Origin of the sequence: Oryzomicrobium sp. (genome assembly GCF_021287045.1) — a bacterium.
Taxonomy (GTDB): domain Bacteria; phylum Pseudomonadota; class Gammaproteobacteria; order Burkholderiales; family Rhodocyclaceae; genus Oryzomicrobium.
In genome coordinates, this window is sequence record NZ_JAJTBG010000006.1 from 186757 (window position 1) to 212980 (window position 26224).

A 26224-nucleotide genomic window follows, 5' to 3' on the forward strand; every position below is an offset into this window, starting at 1 on the left:
GGAAGCGCGCTATGTCTTGGAACCCTGGACAACTCGTCCGCCACATCGACGATCCAGCCAAGATCGGCACGGTCACGGATCAAACTCGGGTGCGCGCGTCCGGCCCTCAGCATCGCGTGAACTGGAATGGCCGTCTGGACTGGCACTACGAGGAGGAGTTGGTCGCGGCCGATGCGGGCGGCGACGATCCTCTGGAACTGATCCGTGACGGTCGTTACGGGCGGGTGGACGACCTGCGCCAATTGCTGACGCACATCCATCTGGCGGGACGGCTGTCGAACGTCGTCTATGCGATGGGCCTGACCCAGACCGACTTCTACCCACATCAATACAAGCCCCTGCTGACCCTGCTGGACTCGCCCGTCAACGGCCTGCTGATCGCGGACGAAGTGGGTCTGGGCAAAACGATCGAGGCGGGGCTGATCTGGACAGAACTGCGCGCCCGCTACGACATGCGCCGTCTGCTGGTGGTGTGCCCCGCCATGCTGCGGGAGAAGTGGCGGTTCGAGCTTTCCTCGCGCTTCGGTCTGGATGCTCGTGTCGTCGATGCCGAAACGTTGCGGCAGGAACTGGATTCGACCGAGCACCGGGAACGTGCATGGATCGTCAGCTACCAGGGCATCCGCGTTCCGAGCGATTGGGATGCCAACGAGAGCGACAAGCCCAAGCGATCAGTTCGCGCCCGTCTCACCGACTTGCTCTACCAGCATGCCGACCAAGAACCGCTGTTGGACTTGGTGATCTTCGATGAAGCGCACTACATGCGCAACGAAGAAACGGGCGCATGGCGGACGGGCAGCTTGCTGAGGGATGTCAGCACACACCAGTTGATGCTGTCGGCGACGCCGATCAATCTCGGTTCGGACGACTTGTTCAATGTGTTGCGGCTGCTCGACCCGGATCATTTCGAGTATCCGGAGGACTTCCGAAACGTCGTCCTCGCCAATCGTCCGGTGATCGCCGCGAGCGACGTCGTGCGAGATCCGACGAGCGATGCCGACCAGATCATGGCGGCGATCCGCGAAATCGAGTCGTCGCGATGGTTCGAGCGATCCGAGCGCGTCGATCGCTTGATCGAGGAAGCGGAGTCGATTGAGGACTGGACGAACGACAGGCGCATTGACATCGCCGCCAAACTCGAACGGCTCAACTTGCTTGCGCACATCGTCAGCCGCACGCGCAAACGGGAGGTGCAGTCCAACCGCGTGTTGCGTGACGTCACGGTGTTCGAGGCGGAAATGTCGCCCGTGGAGCGGGAGCTTTATCAGGCGATCACCGAAGGAACGCGGGAGTATGCGCTGGCCAATGGCATCGAGCATGGTTTCTTGCTTTCCACGCCGCAGCGCATGGTTGCGTCCAGTCCGGCTGCCTTGTTGCGGACGTGGCGCGACGACGGACTCGACGCCGACGCCTTGGCGGCGGCGATGGACGAGATCGACGAAGACGAGGAAAAACTGGCCGAACGGACGTCTGGCCTCAAACAGTGGCTGGCGAGCAGAACGCTGCCCCAGTTCGGATTCGGCGATCTGAGCAGGAGCGACTCGAAATTCGCCGAGCTTTCCAAGGCGTTCAAGCGATTCGTGGCCGAGGATCGCGAGGCCAAGGCCATCGTGTTCACCACCTTTAGGGGCACGGCGCGCTATCTCGTCGAGCGGCTTTCCGCCGAGAACGTGGAGGCCGGGTTGCTGATGGGCGGGGCGGAGTTCGACAAGGAAGCCGTGGTTGCCGCCTTCCGAGAGGACAGGAACTGCCGTGTATTGGTCTGTACGGACGTCGCTGCCGAAGGCGTGGATTTGCAGTTCTGCCGTCTCGTCGTCAACTACGACCTGCCGTGGAACCCGATGCGCATCGAACAGCGGATCGGGCGCATCGACCGCATCGGTCAAATGTCCAAGCGCATCTTGGTGTGGAACTTCGTCCACAAGGACACGATCGATGCGCTCATCATTGCGAGGCTGACCAAGCGCATCGGCGTTTTCGAGAGCACTTTGGGCGAAACGGAGGAAATCCTTGGTCAAGTCCGCAAGCTCGAAGACATCTTGTTGTCGAAGCATCTGACCGTCGATGAAGAAGCGCGCTTGATCGAGGAGGTGGCGCTGGCGATCGAGAATGCCAAGCGCAAACAGGAAGAACTGGAGCGGGAAGCGATCCAACTGGTGGCACACGGTCAGCAACTGCTAGCGCAGATCGAAGCTGCGCGCGGCGATGGAAAGATCGTCACCCGGCACGACCTGATCCGTTACGTCGATGGGTGCCTCAGAAACGTTCCCGGTTGTCGGCTCGTCGCGGCGTATGGTGATGCCGACACGTTCGACATCGGCCTGAGTCCCGGCTTCGCGGCCGAGTTGGACGAGTTCGTGAGGCGGGAGAATCTGGTCGGGAAGACGGGTCTTGCCTCCGGCCAGACGAAGCGTTGTCGCTTCACCGACAGGATCACCGACAAGCCCAAGCCCGGCGAGGAGATCGTCCATCGCTTCCATCCGATCGTTCGTTTCCTGTCGCGCAAGGCCGACGGATCGGAGGATCGCTTTCCGCTCTACGCCGCTAGAGTCGCTGCCGAAGGCATCGAGGCGGGCCGGTATGCGTTGATGACCCGACTGGCGAGCTTTTCCGGTGTGAAGGAGGAAGAGCATCTCTTGGTCGCTGCCGTATCGCTCGACCGTGTGCCGCCCCTTGACGACCGGGTGGCGGAAGCCTTGCTCGACTCGGTCAGGAAGTCGGGGGACGACTGGCCGACGGTGGCAGTGGATGTCCCTCCGGATGCAGGGGTGGCTGCCGCAGAACGAAGCGAGGAAATGCTCAGGGATCGATACAAGGCGATCAAGGATGAGAAATGGCGCGAGAACCGAGATCGCGCCGACGTGCTTTCTCAGCTATTGGACGACCACATCCGCAAGAAGCGCGAGGGGTTCGAGAAGCGAATCGATAGCCATGAATCCTATGCGTCGCTGTACGGAAGCAGCCCGGATGGCAAGCGGCGCAAGGGCTTGGCGAATGCCGAACGCAAGAAGATGGAGGACTTTCTGGCCCGGATGGAAACCCGCCGAGCGACGCTGGAGCGCAAGAGTCAGGCGTTTTCGGCTGAGACGCGCGACATCTGCGTCTTGCTCGTGGACGTGGTGCGGGCGGGAGGTCGTCCATGAAGAGTTGGAAGGATCAACTGCGGGATCTCAAAAACGCACTACGAAGGTCGGAGCGCGACAAGGAACGAAGTGAGGAGGCGCCCAAGCTCGACTTCGAACCACCGCCAGCGTGGCTGGCTGGCGGTCAGCCTACTCCGAAGAAGCCTTCTGCCCGGAATCCCGTTCAGAAATCAGCCACTCCGGTCGCAGCTGGAGCTTCTGCCGCCAAGCCGTCGGCACGGCCCAGCGCGCTGCCACCGCCACCATTCAAGCCCCGCATCGACGACGGGTGTGTTCTGAACATGCCGGAGTGGAGCGACGTCGGCAGATCGTTGCAGCATCCAGAACACCGAGGCGAACGCTCGGCACCGATGGCCGTCCGGGTCGGGGTGGACTTTGGAACCGCGTTCACGAAGGTGGCGATTCGAGCAGGTGTCGATCTGGTGCCCGTCGCATGGTCTGCCCTCACGGAGGACGATTCGGAAACCGGACGCTATGTGGTTCCCGGTTTCGTCGTTCGCGCGCCGGATGGTGAGTTTTGCTGGCGACGTCTTACCGAGGGCGATATTCGAGGGAACCTCAAGCTCCCGGTCATCGAGATGGCCGAGTCAGATGAGTGCCCGACAGCCACTGTTGCGTATCTGGCGTTGGTCATCCGCTACGCGAGAGCGTTCTTGTACCGGAATGCGGAAATCGGACGAAAACTCGTCGGGCGTTCACTGCGCTGGGAGCTGAACATTGGTTGCCCCACCGAGCCACACGAGAACCCCAAGGTCGTCGATGTATTCCGGCGCATCGTTCGAACCGCGTGGTTGTTGGCAGCGGAAGATCGGCTCGCAGAACAGGATGTCGTGGCTGCATGGTCTTTGGCCGATCGTGCAATAGACCTCGAAGCAGAACCGGGTGTCGTGCCGGAGTTCGTCGCTCAAATCGCCGGGTATCTGGGGTCGCCGCAGGTGAAGGAAGGTCTGCACGCGCTGATCGACATCGGTGCGGCCACCCTAGACGTAGCGACGTTCAATGTCGTCCTGCGAAACGATCGGGCATCTCCGCCACGTATCCCCATCTTCTTTTCTGCGGTTCGTCGCCTCGGAACTCACTACCTGCGCCACAACCGCCATTCCAGACTCGGCCTCGATCTTTCGTGGAACGACGCAGCACCCGTCGAATCGTCCGATGACTTCGGGCACCGAAATGGCAAGCGTATGGATGAGGTCGTCGAGGTAGATGAGGAATTCGTAGAACAAGTCGTCCGCTGCATCATCGGGGTCATCGATGGAACCCGTACCAACGCACGGGGAGACCCGCGTAGTGCAGCTTGGCGAGAAGGCTTGCCGATATTCGTCACTGGCGGTGGTGCGAATTGCGTCTTGTATCGCCAAGCCATCGAGGTGGTGCAAAGAGAAGTGAGATTGCGAGTGGAGCAGCGACCGGGTTCTTCGACACATTTCCGGCTCATCGAATTGAATCCAACCTCCGGCAATGCGCGACAAATCGAGGCAGGCGACAGGCTGACCGTGGCGCTCGGGCTGACGGAGGATGCCGAGAATATCGCTCGTGTCGTCCCACATCGGGACATTGAGCCAATCACCCAGGGCACGCGGGAACGCGTCGATCACACGGATCTGTATGGAGACCGATGATGAAGAATGATTCAAATACGGGAACGGCCAGCGTTCCCAACGCATGGATCGCCGTCGATCACGGTCTTGGCAACGATCGTAGGCTCGCGCCCTACACCCTCGTTTTGAAGGGCGATCGCTCCCTTTATCAGGCCATCGCCGAAGACGATTGGGTGCTCGTACTGAACCCTGCCGGGGAGATCGTGCGCGGCGGGCGTGTGCTGCGGCTTCGTTTCGACCTCGAAACAACCACGATCTTCTTCGACCGGCTGTCGGTTGCCGACGCTCCGGTGCCGGTCGCCAGCGTTTCGTTGGCACCGCCGTCGTCGGGCAACGTCGGACGCATCCAGTGGGACGAGTTCGTCGCGGCCTTGCCCACGGCGCTGCAGCAGACCGTCGGCGGCGTGCCGCCGGTCGAGGATCGGGCCTATATCCGCGAACTGCTGCAACTGGCCGTGGTGGACGACCTGCTCGGCCCGGCGGGCGGCCCGCACGAGCGCATCGTGGACATGGGTGTGCGCGACCGCTATCTGGTTGGCAAGCTGGCACCACGCGAAGCAGCGCAGGGTGGCATCGAAGGGCTGGAAGGTCCATTGGCGGAGGATGAGGTCGAGGAACCCAGCGACCCGATCGTGCCTGGCCAGCACGAACCGGGTGCCGAGTTCGGAACCGCGACCGGGAGGGTGGAACCCGAATCGGATGCATCGGACGAGATCGACGCCGCCAGCAATCAATCGTTGGTGCCCAGCAGTTTCGGCATGACCTTCTGCGTCGATGGCGACGCCGAGCGCATCGAGGTCGAGGCGCGCTGGGGCAGCTACGAGCGCGTGCCCAACGAGGAACACGAGCTGACGCGGCCCAATGGGCAGAAGGCCAAGGTCTGGCAGCGCATCCCCTGCGGCGGAAAGCTGATGCTGCCGCTCACCGAAGGCGTGATCCCCCATCAGGCGCCGGACCCAAATCGTCCGGCGGTGCGGATACAGGGTTCCGTCCGCGCCAAGAACGCCAACGGCGACCGCTTGGTGACGTTGTTCCTGATCAACGCGCAGGAAGAACCCGATACCAACCGCGACACGGCGTGGCTGTTCCAGCCGGAGCTGTTCGTGCGTGCGGAATCGGAGGCATCCAAGCGCGCCATCTTCCGCCGCCGTCCCGTGCTGGACGCAGACGGCATGGACACCGAACGCGAATCGCTGGAGATGATCTACCGCAACCGTGTGGAATTCGCGGTCGGGCATGGCGTCGCCGTCCACGCCGAGACGGCGGACGACGTGACGTTGGCCACCGAGGTGCGCACCACCGTCCTGCCGCAGTACGAAGTGCAGGTCACGGAGACGCCGGGCCTCGACCCCGCCGACCGTCCGGCGATGAAGGAGATGGTGTCGAGCGGTCTGCTCGACATGCATCGTCTCGCCACACTGGGCGTCACCGAGTTGGTCGATGCCCTGAACGTGCTGACCAAGGACTACGCGGCGTGGATCGCCGAGCAGCGCGAGCGCATCGGTGAGGACGTGGTCGGGTATGACGCGCAGGCCGCACAGGCACTGGATCGGTGTCAGGAAATCCAATCGCGCTTGCAGCAGGGCATCGACACGTTGAAGAACGACGAAAAGGCGCTGGCCGCATTCCGCTTCGCCAACCGGGCGATGGCGATCCAGCGCGTGCGCAGTCAGTACGCGCTCGAAGTGCGGCGTGGACGTGACGTGACGGTGGATCAGTTCGATCAGCCGAAGAACCGAAGCTGGCGTCCGTTCCAGTTGGCGTTCCTGCTGCTGTCGATCCCGTCGCTGGCCGACCCCATGCATCCGGATCGCGTGCAACCGATGGAAGCCCATGCCGATCTGCTGTGGTTCCCCACCGGCGGCGGCAAGACCGAAGCCTATCTTGGCGTGGCGGCGTTCACGATGGCGATCCGTCGTCTGCAAGGCAAGCTCGGCGGCTACGACGGTTCGCGCGGTCTGGCCGTGATCATGCGCTACACCCTGCGCCTGCTGACCTTGCAGCAGTTTCAGCGCGCCACCGCGCTGATCTGCGCAATGGAAAAGCTTCGGCGAGATGCTCTCGTGCAAGGGGATGAGTCGCTCGGCAAGGAGCCTTTCACCATCGGCCTGTGGGTCGGCAACAAGGTGACGCCGGGCACGACCGAGGAAAGTCACTACGCCATTCAAGCTCTACGTGATTCAGGAAAGAACAAAGCAGGACGTACTTCGCCACTTCAGCTAACCAGTTGTCCTTGGTGTGGCTCCGCGATTGATCCCGGAAAAGATGTCGTTGTCGATAAGGATCGCGGTAGAACAGTGGTTTACTGCGGTGACAAAAAGAGCAGTTGCACATTCTCTCGCGGCAGGTCGAGCAGTTCGCCGTATCCCGGCATTCCAGTGCTGACGGTGGATGAGGAGATATACCATCGTCCACCGACGATGATGATCGCTACCGTGGACAAGTTCGCCATGATGGCGTGGCGCGGCCAGGTACGAACGCTGTTCGGTCGCGTGAGTCAGGAATGCGAGCGCCACGGCTTGCTGTGGCACGAAGCGGACTGCTGCACTGGCAATCACCAGGCTGGGAAGGGCATGCCCGCGGTCAAGGTCAAGAGCGTCGCACCGATCCGACCGCCCGACCTGATCATCCAAGACGAGTTCCACCTCATCAGCGGCCCCCTGGGCACGATGGTCGGCCTGTACGAATCCGCCGTCGACGAACTGTCCGGCTGGATGCTCGATGGAAAGACGGTCAAGCCCAAGATCGTCGCGTCCACGGCGACGGTGCGCAAAGCCAAGGAACAGGTGAACAACGTGTTCATGCGGCGCGTGTCGGTGTTCCCGCCGCACGGCTTGGACGTGGAGGACAACTACTTCTCGGTGCAGCGCCCGATCGAAGAGCGACCCGGACGGCGCTATCTCGGCGTGTGCTCGCCCGGCAGCTCGCGGCCCGCGATGCTGATCCGTGTCTATACCGCCTTCCTCACCGCTGCCCAAGCCCTGTTCGATCGCTTCGGCGAGCCCGCCGACCCGTACATGACGATGGTCGGTTACTTCAATTCGCTGCGCGAACTGGGCGGGATGCGGCGCTTGGCCGAGGACGACGTGCAGACACGTTCCTATCGCGTGCAGATGAGCATGGTCGAACGGCCCGCACTCGCACAGCGCAGCGTCAACAATATCCGCGAGCTGACCTCGCGCGTCTCCAGTCAGGACATCCCGAAGTACCTCGACGATCTGGAGGTCAAGTTCAAGGCCGCGCTCGAAGCGGCCACCGGGAAGTACGTGACGAAATGGAACGAGGGCGACACCCGCGCCATCGATGTGGTGCTGGCGACCAACATGCTGTCGGTGGGCGTGGACGTGAATCGCCTGGGCCTGATGGCGGTCAACGGCCAGCCCAAGGGCACGGCGGAATACATCCAAGCCACCAGCCGCGTGGGCCGTTCCTTCCCTGGCTTGGTCTGCACGGTGCTCACGTGGGCGCGTCCGCGCGACCTCTCGCACTACGAGACCTTCGAGCATTACCACGCGACCTTCTACAAGCATGTGGAAGCGCAATCAGTGACGCCGTTCTCGCCGCGCGCTATGGATCGCGGCCTGACCGGTGCGCTCCTCTCCCTGATGCGACTGGAGAACGATGTCTTCAGCCCGAACGCGGGCGCGAGCGAGCTGGACAAGTCCGACAAGCCCGAGATCACTGAAGCCATCGACGTGCTGGTGAGGCGGGCTTGGAACGTCAGCGAGACGACCACTATCAAGAATCTGGCCGAGCGTGAACTGAAGGAACGCGCGGACGAATGGGCCAAGGAGGTGAGCGTTCCCGGTCGCACGTTGGCCTACGAAAAGCGCGGCGCACAGGCCGCGACGATGGTCGGGCTGGTCAAGTCGCCGGGCATCCATGCGTGGGACAACTGGACGGTTCCGATGTCGATGCGCGAAGTGGAGCCGGGCGTGCGCCTGATCATGAACACGGGACACATTTCGGACGACCACGGGTGGAAGCCCCGTCCGGTGCCGAAGGACGAGGACTGACCATGACCACCAATAGAACACCCGTCGGGGAAGTCCGCCCCAGTCAACTGCTCTGGACATACGGGCCGGGCGCGCTGATCGATCTGCCGAGCCTCTCGGTGGTGACGCTGGGCATCGACCAGTGGGAAAAGGATCGCTGCCAGCCCATCGCCGAGCCGCGCCTGCTCGCCGCCGTCCGCAAGGTTCTCGGCTCGCAGGTGGAGAACCTGCGCGTGCCACCGTTCCAGAAGAGCGAACTCGTCGATCCGTGGTCGGCGGAGGCGAACATCGGCGTCCCCGTCCGTCCGTTCCCGCGCTGGATGCGCTGCGTGAAATGCGGTCTGCTGTCGCCCTTCGACGCGGGCCTCTTCGAGATCAAGGAAAACCGCTTCCGCCCGGAGCGAACCCGCTTCGTCCACAAGGGGTGCCGTGGCTCCAAGGGTGACCAGCCCGCGAAAGATGCCGATGCCGTTCCGGCGCGTTTCCTCTTGGCCTGCCGCGATGGCCACCTCGACGACTTCCCGTGGCACTACTTCGTCCACGGCGGCAACAGCTCATGCAAGGGAACGCTGCGCTTCTTCGAGAGCGGAGCCTCATTGCAGACCGAGAACCTGTGGGTGAAGTGCGATGCCTGCGGCGCATCGCGCAGCATGGCGCACGCCTTCGGCAAAGCCGGGAAGGAAAATCTGCCGAGCTGCCGAGGCAGGCACCCCCATCTCGATCATTTCGACGACGAGTGCGACGAAGAGGCGCGGGCAGTCCTGCTGGGTTCGACGAACAGTTGGTTCCCGATCACCCTGTCGGCGCTCGCCATCCCGCAGGCCAAAGACCCGCTCGGTCAACTGATTCAGGACGGCTGGGAGTTCTTCGAGGATCTGGATTCCGAAGCCTCGGTTGCCGTAACGGTGAAGGCGCTGAAGAAGACCGGAGCCTTGCCGGGCATCGACAAGTACCCGGCATCAGCCATCTGGTCGGCCATCGAAGCCCATCGCCTCGGCGGCGAACAGGAGGTCGTCGGCGAGGCCGACATCAAGGGCCCGGAGTGGGAGGTGCTGACGGCGGCCAATCCACCCGCGGACTATCCGCACTTCATGAGCAAGAAGGTCGCCACGCCCACGGGCTTCGAGCAGCGCATCGGCAGGGTACTGCTGTTGGAGCGACTCCGCGAGGTCAACGCCTTGTTGGGCTTCACCCGCGTGGAGGCTCCCGAAGAAACGAGCGATCCGAATGAGCGTCCTCAGATGGCGGGGCTCGCACGCCGCAAGCCGGACTGGGTTCCCGCCAATCAGGTTCATGGCGAGGGCATCTTCATTCAGTTCGACGAAGATGCGCTCCGGACGTGGGAGGCGCTCGGCGGCGTAAAACACGTGGATCAGATGCTCAATGCTGGCCACCGAGGATGGCGAAATTCGCGCCACCTCGATCCCAACGAGGGCTATCCCGGCATCCGGTACGCCATGCTTCACACGCTCTCGCACCTGCTCATCCGAGAACTGGCACTCGAATGCGGCTACAACGCGGCGAGCATCCGTGAACGAATCTACGCCGACACGTCAGGCGCGAATCACCAAGCAGGCATCCTCATCTACACGGCGGCAGCCGATTCCGATGGGACGCTGGGTGGCCTCGTCGATCTGGGCAAACCGGACAACCTCGGTCGTCTGCTTCGGCAGGCGCTGAACCGTTCGAAGGTCTGCTCGTCCGATCCGCTCTGCTCGGAGCATGACCCGGGCAAAGACCGCTCGCTACACGCCGCTGCCTGCCATGCATGCAGTCTGGTCGCCGAGACTTCCTGCGAGCGCGGCAACCGTTACCTCGACAGATCGTTGCTGGTGCAGACCCTCGAACGAGGGGATGCCGCATTCTTCGCGGGGCTGTGACATGGAAAGGCTGCTGGAAGCCGTCACGGCCGTGGTCTGTCTGATTTCGCCCGAGAAGGTACGAGCACTGGCGGGCAGGCTTCGAAAGATCGAGGCCGGAAAAGCGAACGCCTCGCTATCGGATGTCGTGGGCACGGCCACGGCCAAGGCCGTCGTCGATCGTCTTGTCGATGCGTGGGGAGCCACGTCGACCGGTTCCGGCGAGTTGGCCTCGATGCTTCTCGCTGCAAGCCATGCATTCGAGAACGTTTCGAGGCGCCAGTCCACCGAGCTCGTGTGGACGGGGCCGACGACGCCATTCGTCTCCGCCCGTCGAACGGAACAGGCGCTCCTGCAAGTCATCGACGCGGCCAAGCAAACCCTGTTCGTCACCAGCTTCGTGGCCTATGACGTCTCGGCCATCGTGGAGGCATTGAACGACGCAAGCACGCGCGGGGTGAGCATTTCGATGCTTCTTGAATCGTCGCAAGATCACGGAGGTAGCATTTCGTTCGACGTAATCGGCAAGATGAGGACGCTGGTTCCTTCCGCGAAGCTCTACGCTTGGCGTGAAAGAGCGGCCCCGTTTGCGGATGGGCGGGTTCACGCCAAAGTCGCGGTCGCCGATGGCGACGTGTGCTTCATCACCAGCGCCAACCTGACAGGCCATGCGATGGAACAGAACATGGAAGCTGGACTTCTGATCTCGGGAGGACATATCCCCCAGACGCTGGAGGAGCATCTGCGCGCGTTGGTCTCCATGAGGATCGTGGCGCCGGCGTGAGCGACATTCCTGGGAATTTCATAGGTACTTCTTGAAACTCCCCGCCGCGATATCCATCGCCACGCCGAGCAGTGCGGCGCTGGGCAGCAGGATCAGCAGCGAGTTCACGTTGACCGGCAGTGCCAGGTAAGTCACCCACGGCAGCACGGCCAGCGGGATCAGGCTGGCCTTGGCGCGGTGATAGATGAATCCCGATTCGCGTCCCGCGCCGAAGCGGCGGATGTTCCCGGCGCACCACCCCGCCCGCGAGGCCGACGAAGACGGCGCGCTGGGACGACATTGGTTTGTTGTGCCGCTATTCCACAGGGGAGAATACTGATCCTTGGCCTGAGCTTGGCACCAACTCAATATACAGGGCATGTCGGCCAACAATGACAGCGAGCGTTGGTCGCTTATCCCGACGCTTGGCCGACAGACGGTTCCATTCCGATCTATCGAGGCCAGACGGGTTGGGGTTGTCTTCCGGATGGGTGTGCCATTCGCCCAAATATCGGATAGTTCCGTGGCTCGCCGTCCATTGAGCCAGTGCAATGGCTTCGTGGCCGAATGGCATTCTCTCGAACAGGTAGCGAAACCGTTTGTCCCATGCCGTAGGAACCGTTGCCTGCTCAATGAGCATGTGAGTTCCATGGACCGAACCGAGCAGCAGCCCGCCAGCTTCGCAGTCAGAATCACTGGCCTGAACATGCTGGCGGAAGGTCTCCAGCGTGGACTTCGAGAAATGCAGCAGCGTTCTGTTGTCGTCGGCCGCCCAAGAACTCATGAACTGCATAAGGGGCATTCCCGATCCCGCAGCGGATCGCAATCTGGCGTAGCAAGCTGCTGGGCGCGGTCGATCAACCTGGTTCGTAACGCGGGGGTATAGACGCCGTTGACCCAATCAAGGGTCATCTCAGCGCCCAGGCTGGCAGCGTGCACCGACACCGAAGCGGGGAATGGCACGTACAAGCCCTCGCATCCATGCCCCGCCAGAATGGCAGGAAGAGGATCAATGGTAGAACGGAGCTCGCCTCTCCTGTTGCTGTGCCAAAGACATCGATAGCACGCACCAGACGCGTTCGTCCTCAGAAGCGTGCGGACAGCCGTTCCCGGCCCCTCGATCCAGACCGAAAGCATGGGCGTCGGAGGCGGATAGTGGCCGCACAGCCAATGCCCGAGGGATTCTTCCCCGGTGGCATCTATGAGCAGGTCCGGCTCTCCCAGTTGGGCCTGCCTGACATCCACGGGCAGCGCACGAATCTCGGCGCCTGGCGTCAAGCGCTTGAGTTCCTTCGCCATAGCCTCGGCTTTGTTAGACAACAGGTCGGGAAATCCCAGGCGATGACGCCCGATGTTTTGCGGGAGAAGGCAGTCGAAATCCACCAACGTGAGTTTTCCGCCACATGTCCCCGCTCCAGCCTTGACGAGCATATCCGACAGATAGCCGCCAATCGTGCCGCACCCAACGACGGCGATGTTCTTCCCTGCAAGCGTCTTTGAATTCGGCATGTTCCGCTGGGCAAGATACCGATCGTCAATTCTGACCACCGAGATGGGCATCACCTTCAACCCATAGCTCGAATCCCTGCGATCTACGAGCTTGCTCTTTTGGACAGGACTTTGGCGGTCGTAGAGAACCGCAAAGCCATAGGTCATCAGCGGAGACTCGATGACGATCAGAACTCCGTTGGCCTTCTTCCTCTCCCCCTCCTTGATACGCTCGTGAATCTTGCGCCGGCACCGAGGGTCAAGAGAGCTTTGCCACGCCAGGATATCCCCGACTGTTTCAGGAGGCCAATTCCTACTCAGAGGACGGGGTTGAGCACCAGTCTTGACCCGGTAAGTCAGCACCGTTCTATCGGTGACTTGGTAGCCGAGCGACTTCAGCTTCTCAGTAGTTCGATCTTCGTTGTCGGTAATGAACCACAAAGGGCACCCATTGGCCTGCGCGACGATGCAGTTCTGCCGCCCTAGATCCTCGCCTTGCATGTCCACGAAACAATGCCAGCCCTGCCAATAGGCGAAGAACTCTTCCGCGAGGTCTTCGATCATCTCCCCCTGCATGATCTGCCCGAACACGACGGCCGCGCGTTGCAGGCACGCCAGCGACTGTCCGACAGGATCGTAGATGTCCAGAACGACGGCGCCCTTGGCGAGATAGCAAAGCCCGCCATCTGCCCCAAGATGAGGAACCGCTGCGGGCAGCTCAGGAGGGATTTCCAGCAGCCGGATGCGAGGCAAGTCGAAGAACCTGGGGTCGAGCTGGACTTCGCACGAACAACCCTTGTCTGCTTGGGGCGGGGTCAACCGCCCGTGCAGCCTGAACCAGCCGTCATCCGTCTTGCCAACAAACTCGAAGCCTCGCTGCTTGAAGGCCTCGATCACGTCTGCGACCGCTGCGGCGCTGCTCATCCCGCTTTCGTTCGTCCGATAAGTTCGCTAGGACCAGCAGTGGCGGGAGCCGCGGCAATGGTGGCGGCAACGGACACCACCTTGATCCGATCTGGCTCGTCCGGAAAACGCGGGCCGAACTCGCCTCGCATCCAGATGCAGGCCTGTGAAGGACTGCCGGCGCCGGTTGCTCCGCGAAGCACTTTCTCAAACTCTTCGAATGCTTTGGCCGCATCTTCGACACCCGCTTGGCCAAGTCGCTCCGTGAGCGATTCGGACTCTTCCACGGGGTTGTTCACTCCCCCACGCAACCGGGCTGGCAGTGCCGCGACGACATCCAGCAGAGCGAGGTCGTCGCGCCTATCGCGTTTCTCAAAGAGTGGGGCCGCGGCGGCCATCAACAGGATCGAGGCAGGTCCTCCGCTGGACCACCTCCAATCGCGGAAGGCTTTCAGGTAACGAACCACACGCCGGAACTGCTCCCCCTTGGCTTCCACTTCGCCAAGGAACCATTCCTTCACGGGCCTGGGGTCGGAGGGCATCCAGTTGCATTCCCGATGGGCGAGGAGCACCTTCTCGCGAGGCAATGCCGTCCAAGCGTCCCGCTCCGCTTTGATCACAGCGTCCATCAGAGAGTCATACCCATAGCGCCTCATCGAGGCCTCTGCCAAATTGACAAATTCTTGATCGGGGATCGCGTACAGCGGGATGTCAATGTGGGCGTACGCAGCAATGACGATGCGGATGCACGTCGGCTTGTCGGTGACAAGCTTCCACCGCTTCTCCTCGACCAGCGGCTTCAATGCTTCTTCCGCAGCGGCAAAGAACACCGTCGCGGCAGTGCTGGGACGCCTCGTCTGCGAGACGAAGCTCATTGGCAGATAGCAGCCATCATCGACATCCGCCTGCTGAGGGCGTTGTGCCGGGGAGTTCAGCGTCTTGTATGCCCACGACCCTTGCGTGAAGAAGCGCGGCTGCGGCACGTCTTCCGTGTATCCGCTTGTCCTAAGCACGCGGGGGATGCCTGTGCGCAAGCAGTCCCTGACGTCAGTGCGTGCGCTGGCGATCCAGGCGCGCTGCTCAGGCGTCAGATCCAACTCGTCGTGCATGCACGATTCGTTATCAAGGGTGGTGAAGAAGAGCGGGCTCAAGTTCAGCATGCGGCCTCCGGAACATTCTTGTTGGGGCCGTGATAGAAGATGGGAGCGCCGGCCTGGTGCGCTCGAAACGGTTGGAAATGAGGATCGCCGAGCGCACGCTGCGCCGCGTGGTTGCCGCGATCCTTGAGCGTGTTCGTGGCGCCAATGGAAACCCGATCCAGCGCCTTCACGTCCTTGCTTTGATCCGGTGTCGCCTTGTCGTCGATCTGGAAGTAGTTGTTGCCCAGCGCTTGCCGCAGCATGTAGTCCACCGACGACTCCTGGGCGGAGATCACGAGGTCGAAGAGTCCCCCACGCCACTTGCCGAATCCGCGGTCGAGGCTGGCGCCGCCGCGAACGGTCGCACCGATGGTCATCGTGCCGATGGCGAGGACCCGAACCAGCGCATCCTGTTTCGGCGCCAGGAACGTCTTGACTTCGTGCAACCCGAAGAGGCCCGGGGCATTGCCCACCAGCCCCCCGTCCGCGAAGACACCGCGGTCGTTGCGCGCCAGAGGGAAATAGACCGGCGCGGCAGCAGTCGCCAATGCCACATCAACGACCTTCATGCGGTGATCCAGCTCAAAGGACGGATGGTGCGGTGTCTTGAAGAACTGCCCACGTCCCGTCGAGTAGTTGACTGCCGGCACAAGAACACGATGTTTCAGGTCGCCTATCGTGGTCCCTTGGAAGCGCTCGGTCAGCACTTCCTTCAATCCCGCTGAGTCATGCTTTGCGGTCAACCAGAATCCAAGAAGCTGCCGTGGAAGGCTGCGGCAACCAAAGATGCGGCTGCCCTGTTCTTCAAACAGTGCCTTGAGTTCGTGGGCCGGAATTTCCGCAGCCAGCCCCAAAGCGAGCATCCCTCCTGCCGATGTGCCGCAAATCAGATCAAAGTGCGAAGCGATCGGACGACCCAGCGCGGTTTCGAGTTCGGCGAGAACCGTGGCGGTGTACAGGCCGCGATAACCGCCCCCTGACAGGGCGAGCACATGGTAGGTAGGGATGCCCGTCATGGCACTTCAGCCCTTCGGCGGGAAGGAGTCGTTGCCGTGGCTGTCCTTATCACGGATACGGCCATCCGGACGATGGATGACGAGTTCGGACTGCTGGTTGCGTGCGATATCCCTCGCTGCGTCAATGGCCTGTTGCTGCGTGTCGTGCACGGAGGTCGCCCGCTGATTGCCGGCTCCCTTGACGGCCCAACCGTCCTGATGAGGAACAACATGCTGATTCTTGCCTGCCATGATGGCTCTCCTACAGTGGAACTATCGAAGTCCCAGCCGCTCGGCTGGGTTGTCAATGGCCTCCCGCTGTAGCACAATTCGTTGCTCACGCAGACAACAGGATGGCCAAGCCAATCCAACCTGGTGCAGGCGTAAAACCTACGCCTGTTGTCTGGCTGGACAACAATGTATCAGAGCACGTGTGCCGGTGCAACTGGCGTGCGGCGTGCGCCTTTGAACATCAACCGGATGTGGAGGGGCAACAGAGGGCTTGGCCCTTCTTCCCGCAACCGCAAGGATCAGAACTCATGTCGCAAACAGGCCTAGGCGTCGCCCTCAAGACGCTACGCGAACGCAGAACCCTTTCCCTGCGTGAGATCGGCCAGCTATCGTCAGTTGATCATGCTTATGTCCACCGCCTCGAAACAGGCGAGAAGACAAACCCATCCCAAGACTTGGTTGAGAAGCTGTTGAAGGTTCTCAAGCCGGGAGAAAGAGATGCCGCACTCGTGATGTGGCTGGTTGACCACGCAGACGCTGATCCAAGCCTTGTTGAATTCGTGCTACAAGATCCCTCGATCAGCATCGATGTTTTTTCGGCCGCGGCTGGAGTCAGGCATCGGGGAAATGCAAGGCCTGACCCCGCGACGCTCATCGCCCGAATCAAGAAGGCCTTCGACGACGACGAGGACGACTGAACATGGACGAGGCGGATGTCAGGCAGAGAGCGCGCGCGTTTGTCGCGAGAGTCGATGTTTCGAACATCCGAGAAGACCTCTCCCCGTATGTGACCGCGGCTAACGCCAAGATCAAGAAGGATGAGCTTGGCGAGGGGGAGTCTGGCTATACCGTTACCAAGCCGAACGGGAAGCACATCATCACTGTGAATTCGCTGGAAACTGACGAGCGCCAGCGCTTCACTGTCTGCCACGAAATAGCCCATATCGTGCTTGGCTTGGAATCGAGTCACGACGAGGTGCCGTCATGGTCCTATGCAAAGCGACATCCGAACGAGATCGCCTGCGACACGTTTGCCGCTGAACTGCTGATGCCCTATCAGCAATGGCTCTCCGCTGTTCCCAAGGAAGAGCCCTCCCTGGATCTCATCCAACACATGGCCGACTTGTTCGGCACATCATTCCCTGCAGCGGCGTCAAGGTTTGCCAGTCTTAGCGATATGCCGTGCGCATTCGTCACCATGGAGCGCGGTGCGGTGCGGTATGCCGCACGCTCAACGGCCTTGCGGCAAGCAGGGGCCTGGATACCTCCCAGGTCGGTCATTCCAGCAGGCTCCGTGGCTCACCGAATCCGCTCTTCAGGGAATAGCGCTACTGAGACGGGGGAAGTTTCACAGGACATCTGGTTCGACAACTGGGAAAAGGGCCTTGACCTCTGGGAACTTTCAAGACATTACCAGCGCACCGATACCACCATCTCCTTGCTATGGTTCGACAGCGACGATTTGCCGGAGGTTGAGGTGAACCGCTTCGGCGCACGTGTCGAAGACGATGGAGGCTTGGCTGAACTGACGGGAGAACTGCCATGGCCGGGGCGAAGCAGGCGCCGCTGAAAAGCGATCACGGCCACGACCGCAAGGGGGTGACTCTTATGCGCCATTTGCGCGTTCTTACAAGTACTTCTTGAACGTCGCTGCCGCGATACACACCGCCACGCCGAGCAATGCAGCGCTGGGCAGCAGGATCAGCAGCGGGTTCACGCTGACCGGCAGTGCCAGGTAAGTCACCCACGGCAGCACGGCCAGCGGGATCAGGCTGGCCCTAGCGCGGTGATAGATGAACCCCGATTCGCGTCCCGCGCCGAAGCGGCGGATGTCCCGGCGCACCAGGCCGTCCACCAACCCGACGAAGGCGGCCATCAGGAACAGTGGCAGGGTCAGGCACAGCACCAGCAGCCGCACGAGAAAGACGAGCGTCGTGTAGGCCGCCGCGATCAGGTAGCTCTCCAGATGCACGTAGACCAGACCCAGGTAGTAGCGGAAATCCTTGGTCGGGCGGTGGTTGCCGGCGCTGGCCTGCGCCGAGGCGTCGCGTATCCAGTCCAGCAGACCGCTTTTCACGAACAGCCAGTCGTAGCCCTGTTCGACCAGCCGGTGCGCGGTGCGCCCCGGCTCCTGCACCAGCGCGCTGCGCGTGAAATGCGTGGAGAGCTGATCCAGCTCGTAGTGCAGCATGCCCTGCGCGTGGCGCCAGCCCTGATCGGGCCAGAAGAAGTGCATGCCGACGCATTCGATCAGGATGCACAGCAGCAGCGCGCCGCACAGCACGCCGAAGAAGCGGAACGGCAGCGTGACCAGGCCGGCGATCAGCCCCTGCTGTCGTTGCTGCTGGCGCTGTGCCGCGACGGCCGCATCGCTCATGCTTCGGCCTCTTCAGCGGCGGCCATCTGCTTGAAGTCGTCCAGCAGGTCGTCGGGCAGCGCCTTGTCCTGCAGGCCGGGGATGCCTTGGTTCTCCCACCAGTCGCCGGCCTCGACGTAGTGCTGTCGCATGTAGCCGGCCAGCTCCTGCAGATCCTTCGGCATGGCTTCGTCGGGATCGGGTGCGGGCAGCGGCATGCGGACTTTCCAGAGGTTGCCGCCCTCGGTCAGCGCGAAGCACTGCCCCTTGGGCAGCGCCACCACATGCGCCGGCTCGATCAACGGCACGCTGTTGCTGCTGATGCGGTCCTGGGTGTTGGACGTGAACGCGGTATTGCCGTGCGGGTCGGAGCTGTCGGTGGCGCCGCTCATCAGTGCCGTGGCGTACACCTCGACCTTGGGCAGTTGTCGCGTCAGCAGCTCGGCGGTGGCGGTCTCGCGCACGCGCAGCATGAACAGGTTGTTGAAGTTGCCGACCACCTGGCCGGCCTTGGCACGGTTGCCGATGCGCGCCTCGATGTCGCTCAAGGTCTGCGTGTAGGCCGTCACCTGCACGCCGGCACCGCCGCCCTTGTTGACCATCGGGATGAACTCGTCGCCCATGAGTTCATTGAATTCGTCCGCGTGGACGTTGATCGGAATCTTGGTGCCCACCGCGGCGCCGGGCAGCCCGTCGTCGATGCCGAACTTGTAGATGTGGCCGGCCACCGAGACCAGATCGCTGAACATCGAGTTGCCCACCGCCGCCGCAACTTCGGCGTCGGACAGCGCATCCAGCCCCACGTAGACCACCGCGCGTTTGCGGATGACCTGCATCCAGTCGAAGATCGGCCGCGGGTCGGACAGATCCGAATAGTTCGGCGCGAGCAGTTGCGCGATCTTGCCGGTGGTGAGCTTCTCCAGCAGCGGCAGCAGCGAAGCGACGATCTTGTCGAAGTACGTCCGGTCGTAGCGCACGGCGCTGCGCAGGCCGTCGAGCACCGGGTCGTAGATGCGCACTTGGGACAGGTACTGTTCGAGGGCCACCACGCGCTTCTCGCGCCCGATCATGTTGCGCGGGATGTTCTTGTCGTTCAGCTTCGCTTCGAGCTGGACGATGACCTCCCAGGCCTTCGGCTCGTTCTTGGCGAAGTAGTGCTGGGCGTATTCGATGAACAGCGCGTCGATGTTGATGACGTGGCGCTGGATCAGCAGGTAGTCCGGCCGCTGCCCCAGCTCGACCAGGGCGCGCGCGATGATGTTGACGAAGCGCCAGGCGAATTCGCGGAACGCGGCGCTGTTGCCTTCGCCCGAGAGCTGTCCGGCGATGCGCGTGGCCACCTCGGAGATCCGCCCGAACCGGCCGACGGCGTTGTAGCGCGCCGAGATGTCCGGCCAGCCCAGATGAAACACGTAAAACTCGCCTTCGCGCCCGGCGCGCTTGGCCTCCACGTACATGCGCTTCAACAGGTCCGCATCGCCCTTGGGGTCGAAGACGATCACCACCTCGTGCTCGCCGCGGACCTTGCGGCGGATGTCTTGCGTGATGAACAGCTCGGCCAGCCTCGTCTTGCCCACGCGCGTGGTGCCCAGCACCAGGCTGTGGCCGACGCGCTCGCCCAGCGGCAGGGTGACGTCGACCTCGGCCGGTTCGATGCCATGCAGGCGCGGCAGTCCGCCGACCGGCGGCAGCGGTCGCGCCGGGTTGAGCGGGCTGTCCCAGGCCAGCGCGCGCGCCAGCGTCGAGACGGGAAACGGCGCGAACTCAAGCCGCTCCTCCAGCCGCCGGGCGGCCCGGTAGATCGTCGTCGGCTCGACGTAGCGGCGGAACTCCGGCCGGTAGGTCTGCATCAGCCGGTGCGTGTGCCGCTGCTCCCAGCGAAAGCCCCGGCCGACGAACATCCGTTGCTGACTCACCGGCACGTCGCGGCTGGTCATCACGTAGCGCGGCAGGCGGCGGATGTTGCGGCGATAGCGCAGGATCGCCCAGGCATCGCGCAGGCGAATCGCGCCGAAGGTCAGGAAGGCCAGCGCCGAGCCCAGGCCGAGCAGCGGGTTCAGCGCGAGCGACCACGGTGCCACCAGGCACAGAATCGCGGCGCCGGTGCAGACCGCCACGGTGTAAAGCTCCACCGCTGGCCGCAGCAGCACCTCGACCGCATGCGGTTGGGCCATTGGCGCACCTACTGCTCGACGCCGGTGGACGTAATGAGCACCGGGTAGTGGCGCAGGCCCAGGCGCTGGGCCAGGTCGTCGCCGGAGACCGGCGAGAGGGTCAGGCCAGGAGCCAGCCTGCGCAGCGCCGTCAGCGCGGCCATCGACTCCACGTTGACCACCAGGCCCACGGCCTGCAGCTCGCGCAGCGCCGCCTGCCGCTGCCGCAGCCAGGCACGCGACCGCTCGTCGTCGCCGACCAGGAACAGCGCCGTCAGGCCCGGCGCCCGGATGACGCGGCGCTGCACGTCGCCCGGCGACAGTTGCGTCGAGCGCACCGGCAGCATGGGGGCTTCGGCGTCGGCCGCGTTGCCCGCGCGAGGGGTTGGCATCGGGGCCGGCGGTGTGGCCTGATCCGGCTGAGGATTCAGCGACTGGTAGTACGGCAGCGCGGAGTCGCCGCCGCGGTCTTCGACGACGATCAACGGCGCGGAGACGGTCTGGGCGAAGACGGTGGTCGTGGGCAGCAGCCCGATGGCGGCGATGAGAACGATGTGGTTCATGGCGTGGTGGCCTGGAGGGTGGGAACGGGAACGCCGGGGTCGAGCACGCGGGTCAGGTGCCGATGCACACTGCGCCGGTAGCGCGCCGCGGGTGCCCCGCCGGCGGGCCGGTGGTAGCGGCCGATGGCAAGCAGCCAGTCCTCGCCCGGCGTGTGCTGCTCGCGCAGGATTTCCGCAGCGATGGCGAGGTTGCGGTACGGGTCCAGCAGCTCGCAGGGCTGCGTGTAGCGATGCGTGTGGTAGCCGAGATTGACCTGGCCGAGGCCGGCGTCAATGCGATTGGCCGGCGTGTGGGCGAGCGCACGGTGCAGCCCCGCGCAGGCCTCGGCGCGGGTGGCATAGCGCTGCGGCGTGCCGGCGACGTTGAGCGTCCACGGCCAGGGGATCAGACGCCCGCGCAGCATGGCGCCGCTCTCCTGCAAGGCCACCGCGTACAGCACCGCCGCCGGCACGTCTGCACGATGCGCCGCCAGTCGATAGGCCGGCGGCGGCACTTCCCGCGCCAGGGCGGCCAACGCCCAGCCGCCGGTGGCGAGCAGCAGCGCGGCGCTGGCGCAGCGGATGGCGACGCGGGATGGCCGACGCACCCGGCCCGGAGTACCTATTGCCGCTGCCATTGACCGTTCACCTCGCGCACCATGGCCGGCAGCTCGCCGGGCAGGCCGAGCGACAGCCAGCGCCCGGCATCATGATTGAGCGTGATGGTGCGGGCGCGCACCCTGGCCGGGTCGATGCCCGCCTGGGTGGCCCACTGCCGGATGCGCGCGTCGTCCTGACGGCTGCCGACCATGTAGAGATCGAAGGCCGTACCGGCCGCCTGCAACTGCTGCACGCGCTGCGCGCACGGTGCGCAGTCGGCCTTGACGAAGACGGCCAGGCGCCCCGAACCGGTGTTGCCGGCACCCTGCGCCTTGGCGCCGGGCAGGCTCACGCGCGGCTGGCCGGGAAACAGGCGCTGCCACGCCGCGTCGTAGGCCCGCTGGTAGGCCAGCGTCTTGCCGACGCGCCGAGCCTCGGCCTGCACCTGCAACTCTGCGTAGCGCCTGCGCTCCTCCTCGCTGCGGGCCTCGATGCCCAGCGCCGTGAGTGGATCGAGCTGGGGCGAATAGACCCCGAGCGGCCCCTGCATCAGTTGCCGGTAACGCGCCCACTCCTCGGCGTGAAGCCCCCACTCCCGCGCCTGCCTCTCGTCGAGCGCGGCATCAGTGCCCGGCTGCACCTGGGCGGGCACCATGCGCGAATTCGTCACCGGGGCCGGCTGGGCGGATGCGCCGAAAGCGGCGAACAGGACGATGGCAGCGAGCAACGGCCGCAGGTTCATGGCGACCTCCTACGGCACCGCAACGCGCTGCGTCTGGCCGTTCACCTGGAACACGCCCGCCTGCGCCTCGATCGACTGCAGTTGCCAGCCGCCCTCGGCATCGCCTTCGCGCAGCAGCCGGGCACCCGCGAGCGAGGCCGCGGCGGTGGAGGTGATCGACAGAAAGCGTTCGCCTCCCCGCAGCTCCACGCCGAGCACCCGGAACGGCGGCTCCGGCACCTTGGGCTTCGTCGCAACCGGAGCACGCGGGCGAGCGGCGGATGCCACCTGCCGGGTCTTCTCCAGGCGGGTCTCGATTCCGTTCACGCGCGCCTGCAGCGTCTGTAGGTCGATGGCCAGGGCCCTCGCCTCATCGGCCTCTTCGAGGCGCGTCATCCTTTCGTCCAGCGCCTGCCGCGCGGTGGTGAATTCGGCCTGGCTGATCGGCGCCGGCCGGCGCTTGTCCGCATCGGCCTGTTGTTCGAGATCGGCCACGCGCAGGCCCAGCGCATTGACCTGCGAATCCTGTGCGCTGCCCTGGGTCTGCTCGGCGAGCCGCGACAGGCCGACGCTGTTGATGAGTGCCACGGCACTGATGAGCACCAGCCAGAAGGCCGCGGAGATCTTGAGCCAGCGCGTGCGGGAATTGCGCTCGGATGGCGCTTGGGGAAAGGTCATGGCTGCATCTCCTCGGGCCGGTCGGCGTCCGGCACGGGCGTGGCGGTGCCGGGCGGGTTGGCGGAAAGGAAGGTGGAAGCACCGTGCCGGCTGAAGCAGACCTGGCGGGTCAAGTCATCGACCGACAGCTCCCAGGCGGGGCCGGCAAGGGTCAGCAAGGCATCGCGCAGCATCAGCGGACCCAGGCGCAGGTGTGCGGCAGGCAGCGGCAGCGCGTAGAGCGTGGCGGCCTCGGCCGCATCGCAGAGCCGATAGCCGGAGCGCAGCAACACATGGCGCATGGCATCGCCCACGCTGGCATCGAGCATGGGCGGAATAGAGACCTCCACCGCCTGCTGCAAGAGATCACGCTGCGCAGGTTCCGGCACCAGCTCGACCAGGGTGTAGCGGCCGTAGCGGGCCACCGGAACGAAACCCGGCTCCGGCACGACGGCGGTTGGCGATGCGGCCGGCACCGCTGGCGCAGACGGTGCGGCGGTCGTGGCGCAGCCGGCGGCCAACAGACTGCCGGCCAGCAAGCCAGCGGCGAGGGCCAGGCGGTGAACAGCGCGGATGGATGGTTGCATGGAGGGCGCTTCCCTGGAACACGGAGCGCTCACCATCGCCGCCGCTTGGCCTGCGGGCAGCAAACAAAACGCACTGACGCCCGCCCGAATACATGGCGGGCGGCGCCATGGACTGTCTCATACGCCCAAGAAAAACGGCCCCGAAGGGCCGTGGAAAGAAGCCGGCGACCCCGAGGGGCCGCCGGCATGAGCACATGGATCAGACCGTGACAAGCTGCCGTGCCAGTGCCACCTCCACCGAGTCGCCGTCCTGGTTCAGGACATCGAGTCCGGACTCGGGCACGTCGCCCGACGTGCTCTGCGACACCATGATCTTCCGGGCCATCAACCCCAGGCAGGTCATCTGCGAGGAGTTGGCGTAGCCGAGGTAGATCACGCGCACCGGCTGCTTCTGGCCGATGCGCCATGAGCGCCGGGCGGCCTGCTGCAGCGAATACACGTTGTAGCCCGACTGGAGGAACACGATGGTCGGGAACTCCAGCAGGTCCAGGCCGGTTTTCACCAGCTCGGGATTGGTGATGAGCACGTCGATGCCACGGTCCAACTGCTCGGCGATCCAGTCTTCCCGGCGGGAGGCATCCACGCTCGCGCGCAGTACCGCCACCTTGAAGCCCTCCTGCTCCAGCAGCACCTTCAGGCGCGACGTGGTGTCGCGCGTGCCGGTGTAGACCGAATAGACCAGGGTCTTGCGACCTTCCGCCTTCTCCTGCTTGCAGATCTCGATCAGCTCGCGTTCCTTGGGCATCACCTCCAGCTCGTTGAACTGAGCCGGCACGAACGCCAAGGTGTTGCGTGTGCGCGGATGCACCACCGTTTCCGACCGGAAGCAGCAGTCCGGCCAGGCCAGCAGCACATTGAGGACTACACCGAGCAGCGTCGTGTCGCGCTTCGCCAGGGCCTGCTTCAGCTCCTGGGTCAGCCGACCCGCCAGATCGCGGTAGGCCGCGGCCTGCGCCGTGTCCATCGCGACTTCGCGGAACTCCTCGTCGTAGGGCGGCAGCACGTTGCCACCGATGTCCTTCAACTTGAGGAAGACCGTGAACGGCAGGACGCAACGCAGCACGCCCTTCGGACCGAAGCCCGGCGCCTTGACCGTGCGCACCGATACCTTGGTGCCCTTGGCCGTCTTGTGCGCCGTGCCAGTGCTCTCGGAATAGATGTCCTTCAAGACACCGTGATCGCGCATGAACGCCATCGCGGCCGACGTCATGCTGCCGCTCTTCGTCGGCCGGTAGCCGTCTTCGATCATCCGCCCCGGCAGGGCTCGGAACAGCAGGTGGAACAGGTCGTCGCCGTAGCCGCCCATCAGTGTGCCGGTGAGCAGCAGCGTCTTGCGCGCCTTGGCCGCCAACACCCCCATGGCCTGGCCCTGTGCGGAGCCGCCGTTCTTGTACTCGTGTGCCTCGTCGGCGATGAGCAGGTCGAACGTGCCTTGGGGAAGCTGCCTCTTGATGAACTCGGACGGCTGGTAGCCGCCCTCGCCGAAGCCGAACTCCATGTTGGCCATCGCACGTTCCATCCGATGGGCTTGCCGGTCCGAGAAGACCAGCTCGCCGTTACCATCCATCAGGTTGATGAACTCGTGGATGTTGTCCCCGAGCATCGACGCGAGGAAGGCGTCACCGAACTTTTGCATCAGCTTCTGCGCGGTGACTTCCCCGATGGTTGGAATACGCTTCAGTGCCTTGAGCACGGTCGAGGACTGGTCGCTGGCGGACAGGCCTCTCGGACGGATCAACGACCACAGCGGTGCACGGCAGTGGCTGCACTTGCGGCGGGACTCCTCGGCTTCCAGCTCGACCGGGTTGATCGGCTCGCCGTCGAGGTCGGTGATGACATGCCCGCAATCCGGGCAGGCCCCCACGTCGCCGTGAGGCATGCGCCGCCGAACGAAGACAGGCTTCCAGTGGAACCCCATCCGCATCCGCACGCGGCCCAGGACGAAGAACTCCTGGCCCTGGGCCGGCACGCCCAACTGCTCGCGCAGTTTCAGCAGCTTGACCAGCGTGTCCGGGCCATTGAGCACCCAGACCTTGGCACCGGCCACCGTCTCCTGGATCTCGCGCCGCCACTTGTAGACCAGGTGGGGTGGCGAGAGCACCAGGGTGCGGCGGTAGCCTTCGGCGTTGAGCACGGCGGCCGTGGCGATGCCGACGGTCGTCTTGCCGCAACCCATCTCGCCATTGACGATCGCGGCGCGTTCGCCGCGGTCGACCAGTAGCTCGGTGACGGCATGGACCACATCGGCTTGCGCCGGGAACAGCTTGCGCTTGAGCGCGGCGAGGATCAGTTGCCGATGCACCCGCACCTGGCCGGTGTAGACCGGAGGATTGGCGCGGTTCAGCGAATCGAGCAACTCGTCGCCGAACTCCGATACGAAGTCCTGCAGGCTGAGCGTGAGGGGTGAAGCAGCCGTTTCGAGCAGGTCGCCCTGCACAGCGGTTTCGGGAACGGTTTCGAGATCGAGGGACATGGTGATGCTCCAAAGCAA

20 protein-coding genes and 1 pseudogene are annotated in these 26224 nt (G+C 63.9%); 7 read left to right on the forward strand and 14 right to left on the reverse strand.

What is annotated here, in order from left to right; all coding sequences use genetic code 11:
* Window positions 1–11 precede the first annotated feature (11 nt).
* From drmD to drmC, 5 genes are read left to right on the forward strand one after another with little or no spacing between them, the layout of a single operon-like run.
* Window positions 12–3143 carry a DISARM system SNF2-like helicase DrmD gene (gene drmD, locus LWW89_RS08655; protein ID WP_023093126.1) on the forward strand — a complete coding sequence of 1044 codons (3132 nt, stop codon included), beginning with the start codon at window positions 12–14 and terminating at the stop codon, window positions 3141–3143.
* A complete protein-coding gene (locus LWW89_RS08660; RefSeq protein ID WP_023093127.1) occupies window positions 3140–4765 on the forward strand; it encodes a hypothetical protein in 1626 nt (541 codons plus the stop codon). Before drmD ends, LWW89_RS08660 begins: the two co-directional genes overlap by 4 nt.
* Entirely contained in the window at window positions 4765–8760 is a 3996-nt protein-coding gene (gene drmA / locus LWW89_RS08665; protein ID WP_023093128.1) for a DISARM system helicase DrmA, read from the forward strand. The genes LWW89_RS08660 and drmA overlap by 1 nt, the downstream gene beginning before the upstream one ends.
* Window positions 8761–8762: 2 nt before the next feature.
* Entirely contained in the window at window positions 8763–10619 is a 1857-nt protein-coding gene (locus tag LWW89_RS08670; protein ID WP_023093129.1) for a DUF1998 domain-containing protein, read from the forward strand.
* A 1-nt stretch (window position 10620) separates the two neighbouring features.
* The gene (gene drmC / locus LWW89_RS08675) at window positions 10621–11382 is read left to right on the forward strand and encodes a DISARM system phospholipase D-like protein DrmC (protein WP_031637507.1); all 762 of its coding nucleotides are present in this window, start codon (window positions 10621–10623) and stop codon (window positions 11380–11382) included.
* Window positions 11383–11400: 18 nt separating this feature from the next.
* On the opposite strand, the pseudogene LWW89_RS08680 reads toward drmC, so the two are convergent.
* The 6 genes and pseudogenes from LWW89_RS08680 to LWW89_RS08705 all read right to left on the reverse strand — a co-directional run.
* Window positions 11401–11641, reverse strand: a pseudogene (locus LWW89_RS08680) (DUF4400 domain-containing protein); the annotation flags it as partial.
* Window positions 11642–11677: 36 nt separating this feature from the next.
* Window positions 11678–12163: a Mov34/MPN/PAD-1 family protein gene (locus tag LWW89_RS08685; RefSeq protein ID WP_328590613.1), complete on the reverse strand. Its 486-nt coding sequence runs from the start codon at window positions 12161–12163 to the stop codon at window positions 11678–11680.
* Complete coding sequence (locus LWW89_RS08690) at window positions 12142–13773, reverse strand: ThiF family adenylyltransferase (protein ID WP_023093132.1); 1632 nt, start codon at window positions 13771–13773, stop codon at window positions 12142–12144. Before LWW89_RS08690 ends, LWW89_RS08685 begins: the two co-directional genes overlap by 22 nt.
* Window positions 13770–14912, reverse strand: a complete 1143-nt coding sequence (locus LWW89_RS08695) for a cyclic GMP-AMP synthase DncV-like nucleotidyltransferase (protein WP_023093133.1) — start codon at window positions 14910–14912, stop codon at window positions 13770–13772. The genes LWW89_RS08690 and LWW89_RS08695 overlap by 4 nt, the downstream gene beginning before the upstream one ends.
* Window positions 14906–15907 (reverse strand): CBASS cGAMP-activated phospholipase, encoded by a 1002-nt coding sequence (locus tag LWW89_RS08700; protein WP_023093134.1) that lies wholly within the window; start codon window positions 15905–15907, stop codon window positions 14906–14908. The genes LWW89_RS08695 and LWW89_RS08700 overlap by 7 nt, the downstream gene beginning before the upstream one ends.
* A gap of 6 nt (window positions 15908–15913) precedes the next feature.
* The gene (locus tag LWW89_RS08705; protein WP_023093135.1) at window positions 15914–16138 is read right to left on the reverse strand and encodes a DUF2188 domain-containing protein; all 225 of its coding nucleotides are present in this window, start codon (window positions 16136–16138) and stop codon (window positions 15914–15916) included.
* A 101-nt stretch (window positions 16139–16239) separates the two neighbouring features.
* Between LWW89_RS08705 and LWW89_RS08710 the strand changes: the two genes are divergently transcribed.
* On the forward strand, window positions 16240–16815 hold the full coding sequence (locus LWW89_RS08710) for a helix-turn-helix transcriptional regulator (protein WP_293263646.1): 576 nt from the start codon (window positions 16240–16242) through the stop codon (window positions 16813–16815).
* Window positions 16816–16817: 2 nt separating this feature from the next.
* Window positions 16818–17687, forward strand: coding sequence for an ImmA/IrrE family metallo-endopeptidase (locus tag LWW89_RS08715; RefSeq protein WP_023093136.1), 870 nt, complete (start codon window positions 16818–16820; stop codon window positions 17685–17687).
* 57 nt (window positions 17688–17744) lie between these two features.
* Here the strand turns inward: LWW89_RS08715 and LWW89_RS08720 are convergent, their stop codons facing one another.
* The 8 genes from LWW89_RS08720 to LWW89_RS08755 all read right to left on the reverse strand — a co-directional run bounded on the left by LWW89_RS08720 (window position 17745) and on the right by LWW89_RS08755 (window position 26206).
* Entirely contained in the window at window positions 17745–18494 is a 750-nt protein-coding gene (locus LWW89_RS08720; protein ID WP_023093138.1) for a TIGR03747 family integrating conjugative element membrane protein, read from the reverse strand.
* Window positions 18491–20647 carry a type IV conjugative transfer system coupling protein TraD gene (gene traD / locus LWW89_RS08725; protein WP_023093139.1) on the reverse strand — a complete coding sequence of 719 codons (2157 nt, stop codon included), beginning with the start codon at window positions 20645–20647 and terminating at the stop codon, window positions 18491–18493. The genes LWW89_RS08720 and traD overlap by 4 nt, the downstream gene beginning before the upstream one ends.
* An 8-nt stretch (window positions 20648–20655) precedes the next feature.
* Complete coding sequence (locus LWW89_RS08730) at window positions 20656–21189, reverse strand: integrating conjugative element protein (protein ID WP_023093140.1); 534 nt, start codon at window positions 21187–21189, stop codon at window positions 20656–20658.
* Entirely contained in the window at window positions 21186–21806 is a 621-nt protein-coding gene (locus LWW89_RS08735; RefSeq protein ID WP_023093141.1) for a hypothetical protein, read from the reverse strand. Before LWW89_RS08735 ends, LWW89_RS08730 begins: the two co-directional genes overlap by 4 nt.
* Entirely contained in the window at window positions 21791–22510 is a 720-nt protein-coding gene (locus tag LWW89_RS08740) for a TIGR03759 family integrating conjugative element protein (protein WP_023093142.1), read from the reverse strand. The genes LWW89_RS08735 and LWW89_RS08740 overlap by 16 nt, the downstream gene beginning before the upstream one ends.
* A 9-nt stretch (window positions 22511–22519) precedes the next feature.
* A complete protein-coding gene (locus LWW89_RS08745) occupies window positions 22520–23167 on the reverse strand; it encodes a hypothetical protein (RefSeq protein WP_023093143.1) in 648 nt (215 codons plus the stop codon).
* Entirely contained in the window at window positions 23164–23733 is a 570-nt protein-coding gene (locus LWW89_RS08750) for a PilL N-terminal domain-containing protein (protein ID WP_023093144.1), read from the reverse strand. The genes LWW89_RS08745 and LWW89_RS08750 overlap by 4 nt, the downstream gene beginning before the upstream one ends.
* A gap of 199 nt (window positions 23734–23932) precedes the next feature.
* Window positions 23933–26206, reverse strand: coding sequence for a helicase-related protein (locus LWW89_RS08755; RefSeq protein WP_023093145.1), 2274 nt, complete (start codon window positions 26204–26206; stop codon window positions 23933–23935).
* Between the last annotated feature and the right edge of the window lie 18 nt (window positions 26207–26224).

Bases quoted from the DNA above. Each gene is read 5' to 3' on its own strand.
- drmC (WP_031637507.1), top strand. From the start codon at position 10,621: ATGGAAAGGCTGCTGGAAGCCGTCACGGCCGTGGTCTGTCTGATTTCG.
- drmD (WP_023093126.1), top strand. From the start codon at position 12: ATGTCTTGGAACCCTGGACAACTCGTCCGCCACATCGACGATCCAGCC.
- LWW89_RS08735 (WP_023093141.1), bottom strand. From the start codon at position 21,806: ATGGCAGCGGCAATAGGTACTCCGGGCCGGGTGCGTCGGCCATCCCGC.
- LWW89_RS08670 (WP_023093129.1), top strand. From the start codon at position 8,763: ATGACCACCAATAGAACACCCGTCGGGGAAGTCCGCCCCAGTCAACTG.
- LWW89_RS08685 (WP_328590613.1), bottom strand. From the start codon at position 12,163: ATGCCCCTTATGCAGTTCATGAGTTCTTGGGCGGCCGACGACAACAGA.
- LWW89_RS08745 (WP_023093143.1), bottom strand. From the start codon at position 23,167: ATGACCTTTCCCCAAGCGCCATCCGAGCGCAATTCCCGCACGCGCTGG.
- LWW89_RS08660 (WP_023093127.1), top strand. From the start codon at position 3,140: ATGAAGAGTTGGAAGGATCAACTGCGGGATCTCAAAAACGCACTACGA.
- LWW89_RS08720 (WP_023093138.1), bottom strand. From the start codon at position 18,494: ATGAGCGATGCGGCCGTCGCGGCACAGCGCCAGCAGCAACGACAGCAG.
- LWW89_RS08690 (WP_023093132.1), bottom strand. From the start codon at position 13,773: ATGAGCAGCGCCGCAGCGGTCGCAGACGTGATCGAGGCCTTCAAGCAG.
- LWW89_RS08700 (WP_023093134.1), bottom strand. From the start codon at position 15,907: ATGACGGGCATCCCTACCTACCATGTGCTCGCCCTGTCAGGGGGCGGT.
- LWW89_RS08695 (WP_023093133.1), bottom strand. From the start codon at position 14,912: ATGCTGAACTTGAGCCCGCTCTTCTTCACCACCCTTGATAACGAATCG.
- LWW89_RS08750 (WP_023093144.1), bottom strand. From the start codon at position 23,733: ATGCAACCATCCATCCGCGCTGTTCACCGCCTGGCCCTCGCCGCTGGC.
- LWW89_RS08740 (WP_023093142.1), bottom strand. From the start codon at position 22,510: ATGAACCTGCGGCCGTTGCTCGCTGCCATCGTCCTGTTCGCCGCTTTC.
- LWW89_RS08755 (WP_023093145.1), bottom strand. From the start codon at position 26,206: ATGTCCCTCGATCTCGAAACCGTTCCCGAAACCGCTGTGCAGGGCGAC.
- LWW89_RS08710 (WP_293263646.1), top strand. From the start codon at position 16,240: ATGGCCAAGCCAATCCAACCTGGTGCAGGCGTAAAACCTACGCCTGTT.
- traD (WP_023093139.1), bottom strand. From the start codon at position 20,647: ATGGCCCAACCGCATGCGGTCGAGGTGCTGCTGCGGCCAGCGGTGGAG.
- LWW89_RS08705 (WP_023093135.1), bottom strand. From the start codon at position 16,138: ATGGCAGGCAAGAATCAGCATGTTGTTCCTCATCAGGACGGTTGGGCC.
- drmA (WP_023093128.1), top strand. From the start codon at position 4,765: ATGAAGAATGATTCAAATACGGGAACGGCCAGCGTTCCCAACGCATGG.
- LWW89_RS08715 (WP_023093136.1), top strand. From the start codon at position 16,818: ATGGACGAGGCGGATGTCAGGCAGAGAGCGCGCGCGTTTGTCGCGAGA.
- LWW89_RS08730 (WP_023093140.1), bottom strand. From the start codon at position 21,189: ATGAACCACATCGTTCTCATCGCCGCCATCGGGCTGCTGCCCACGACC.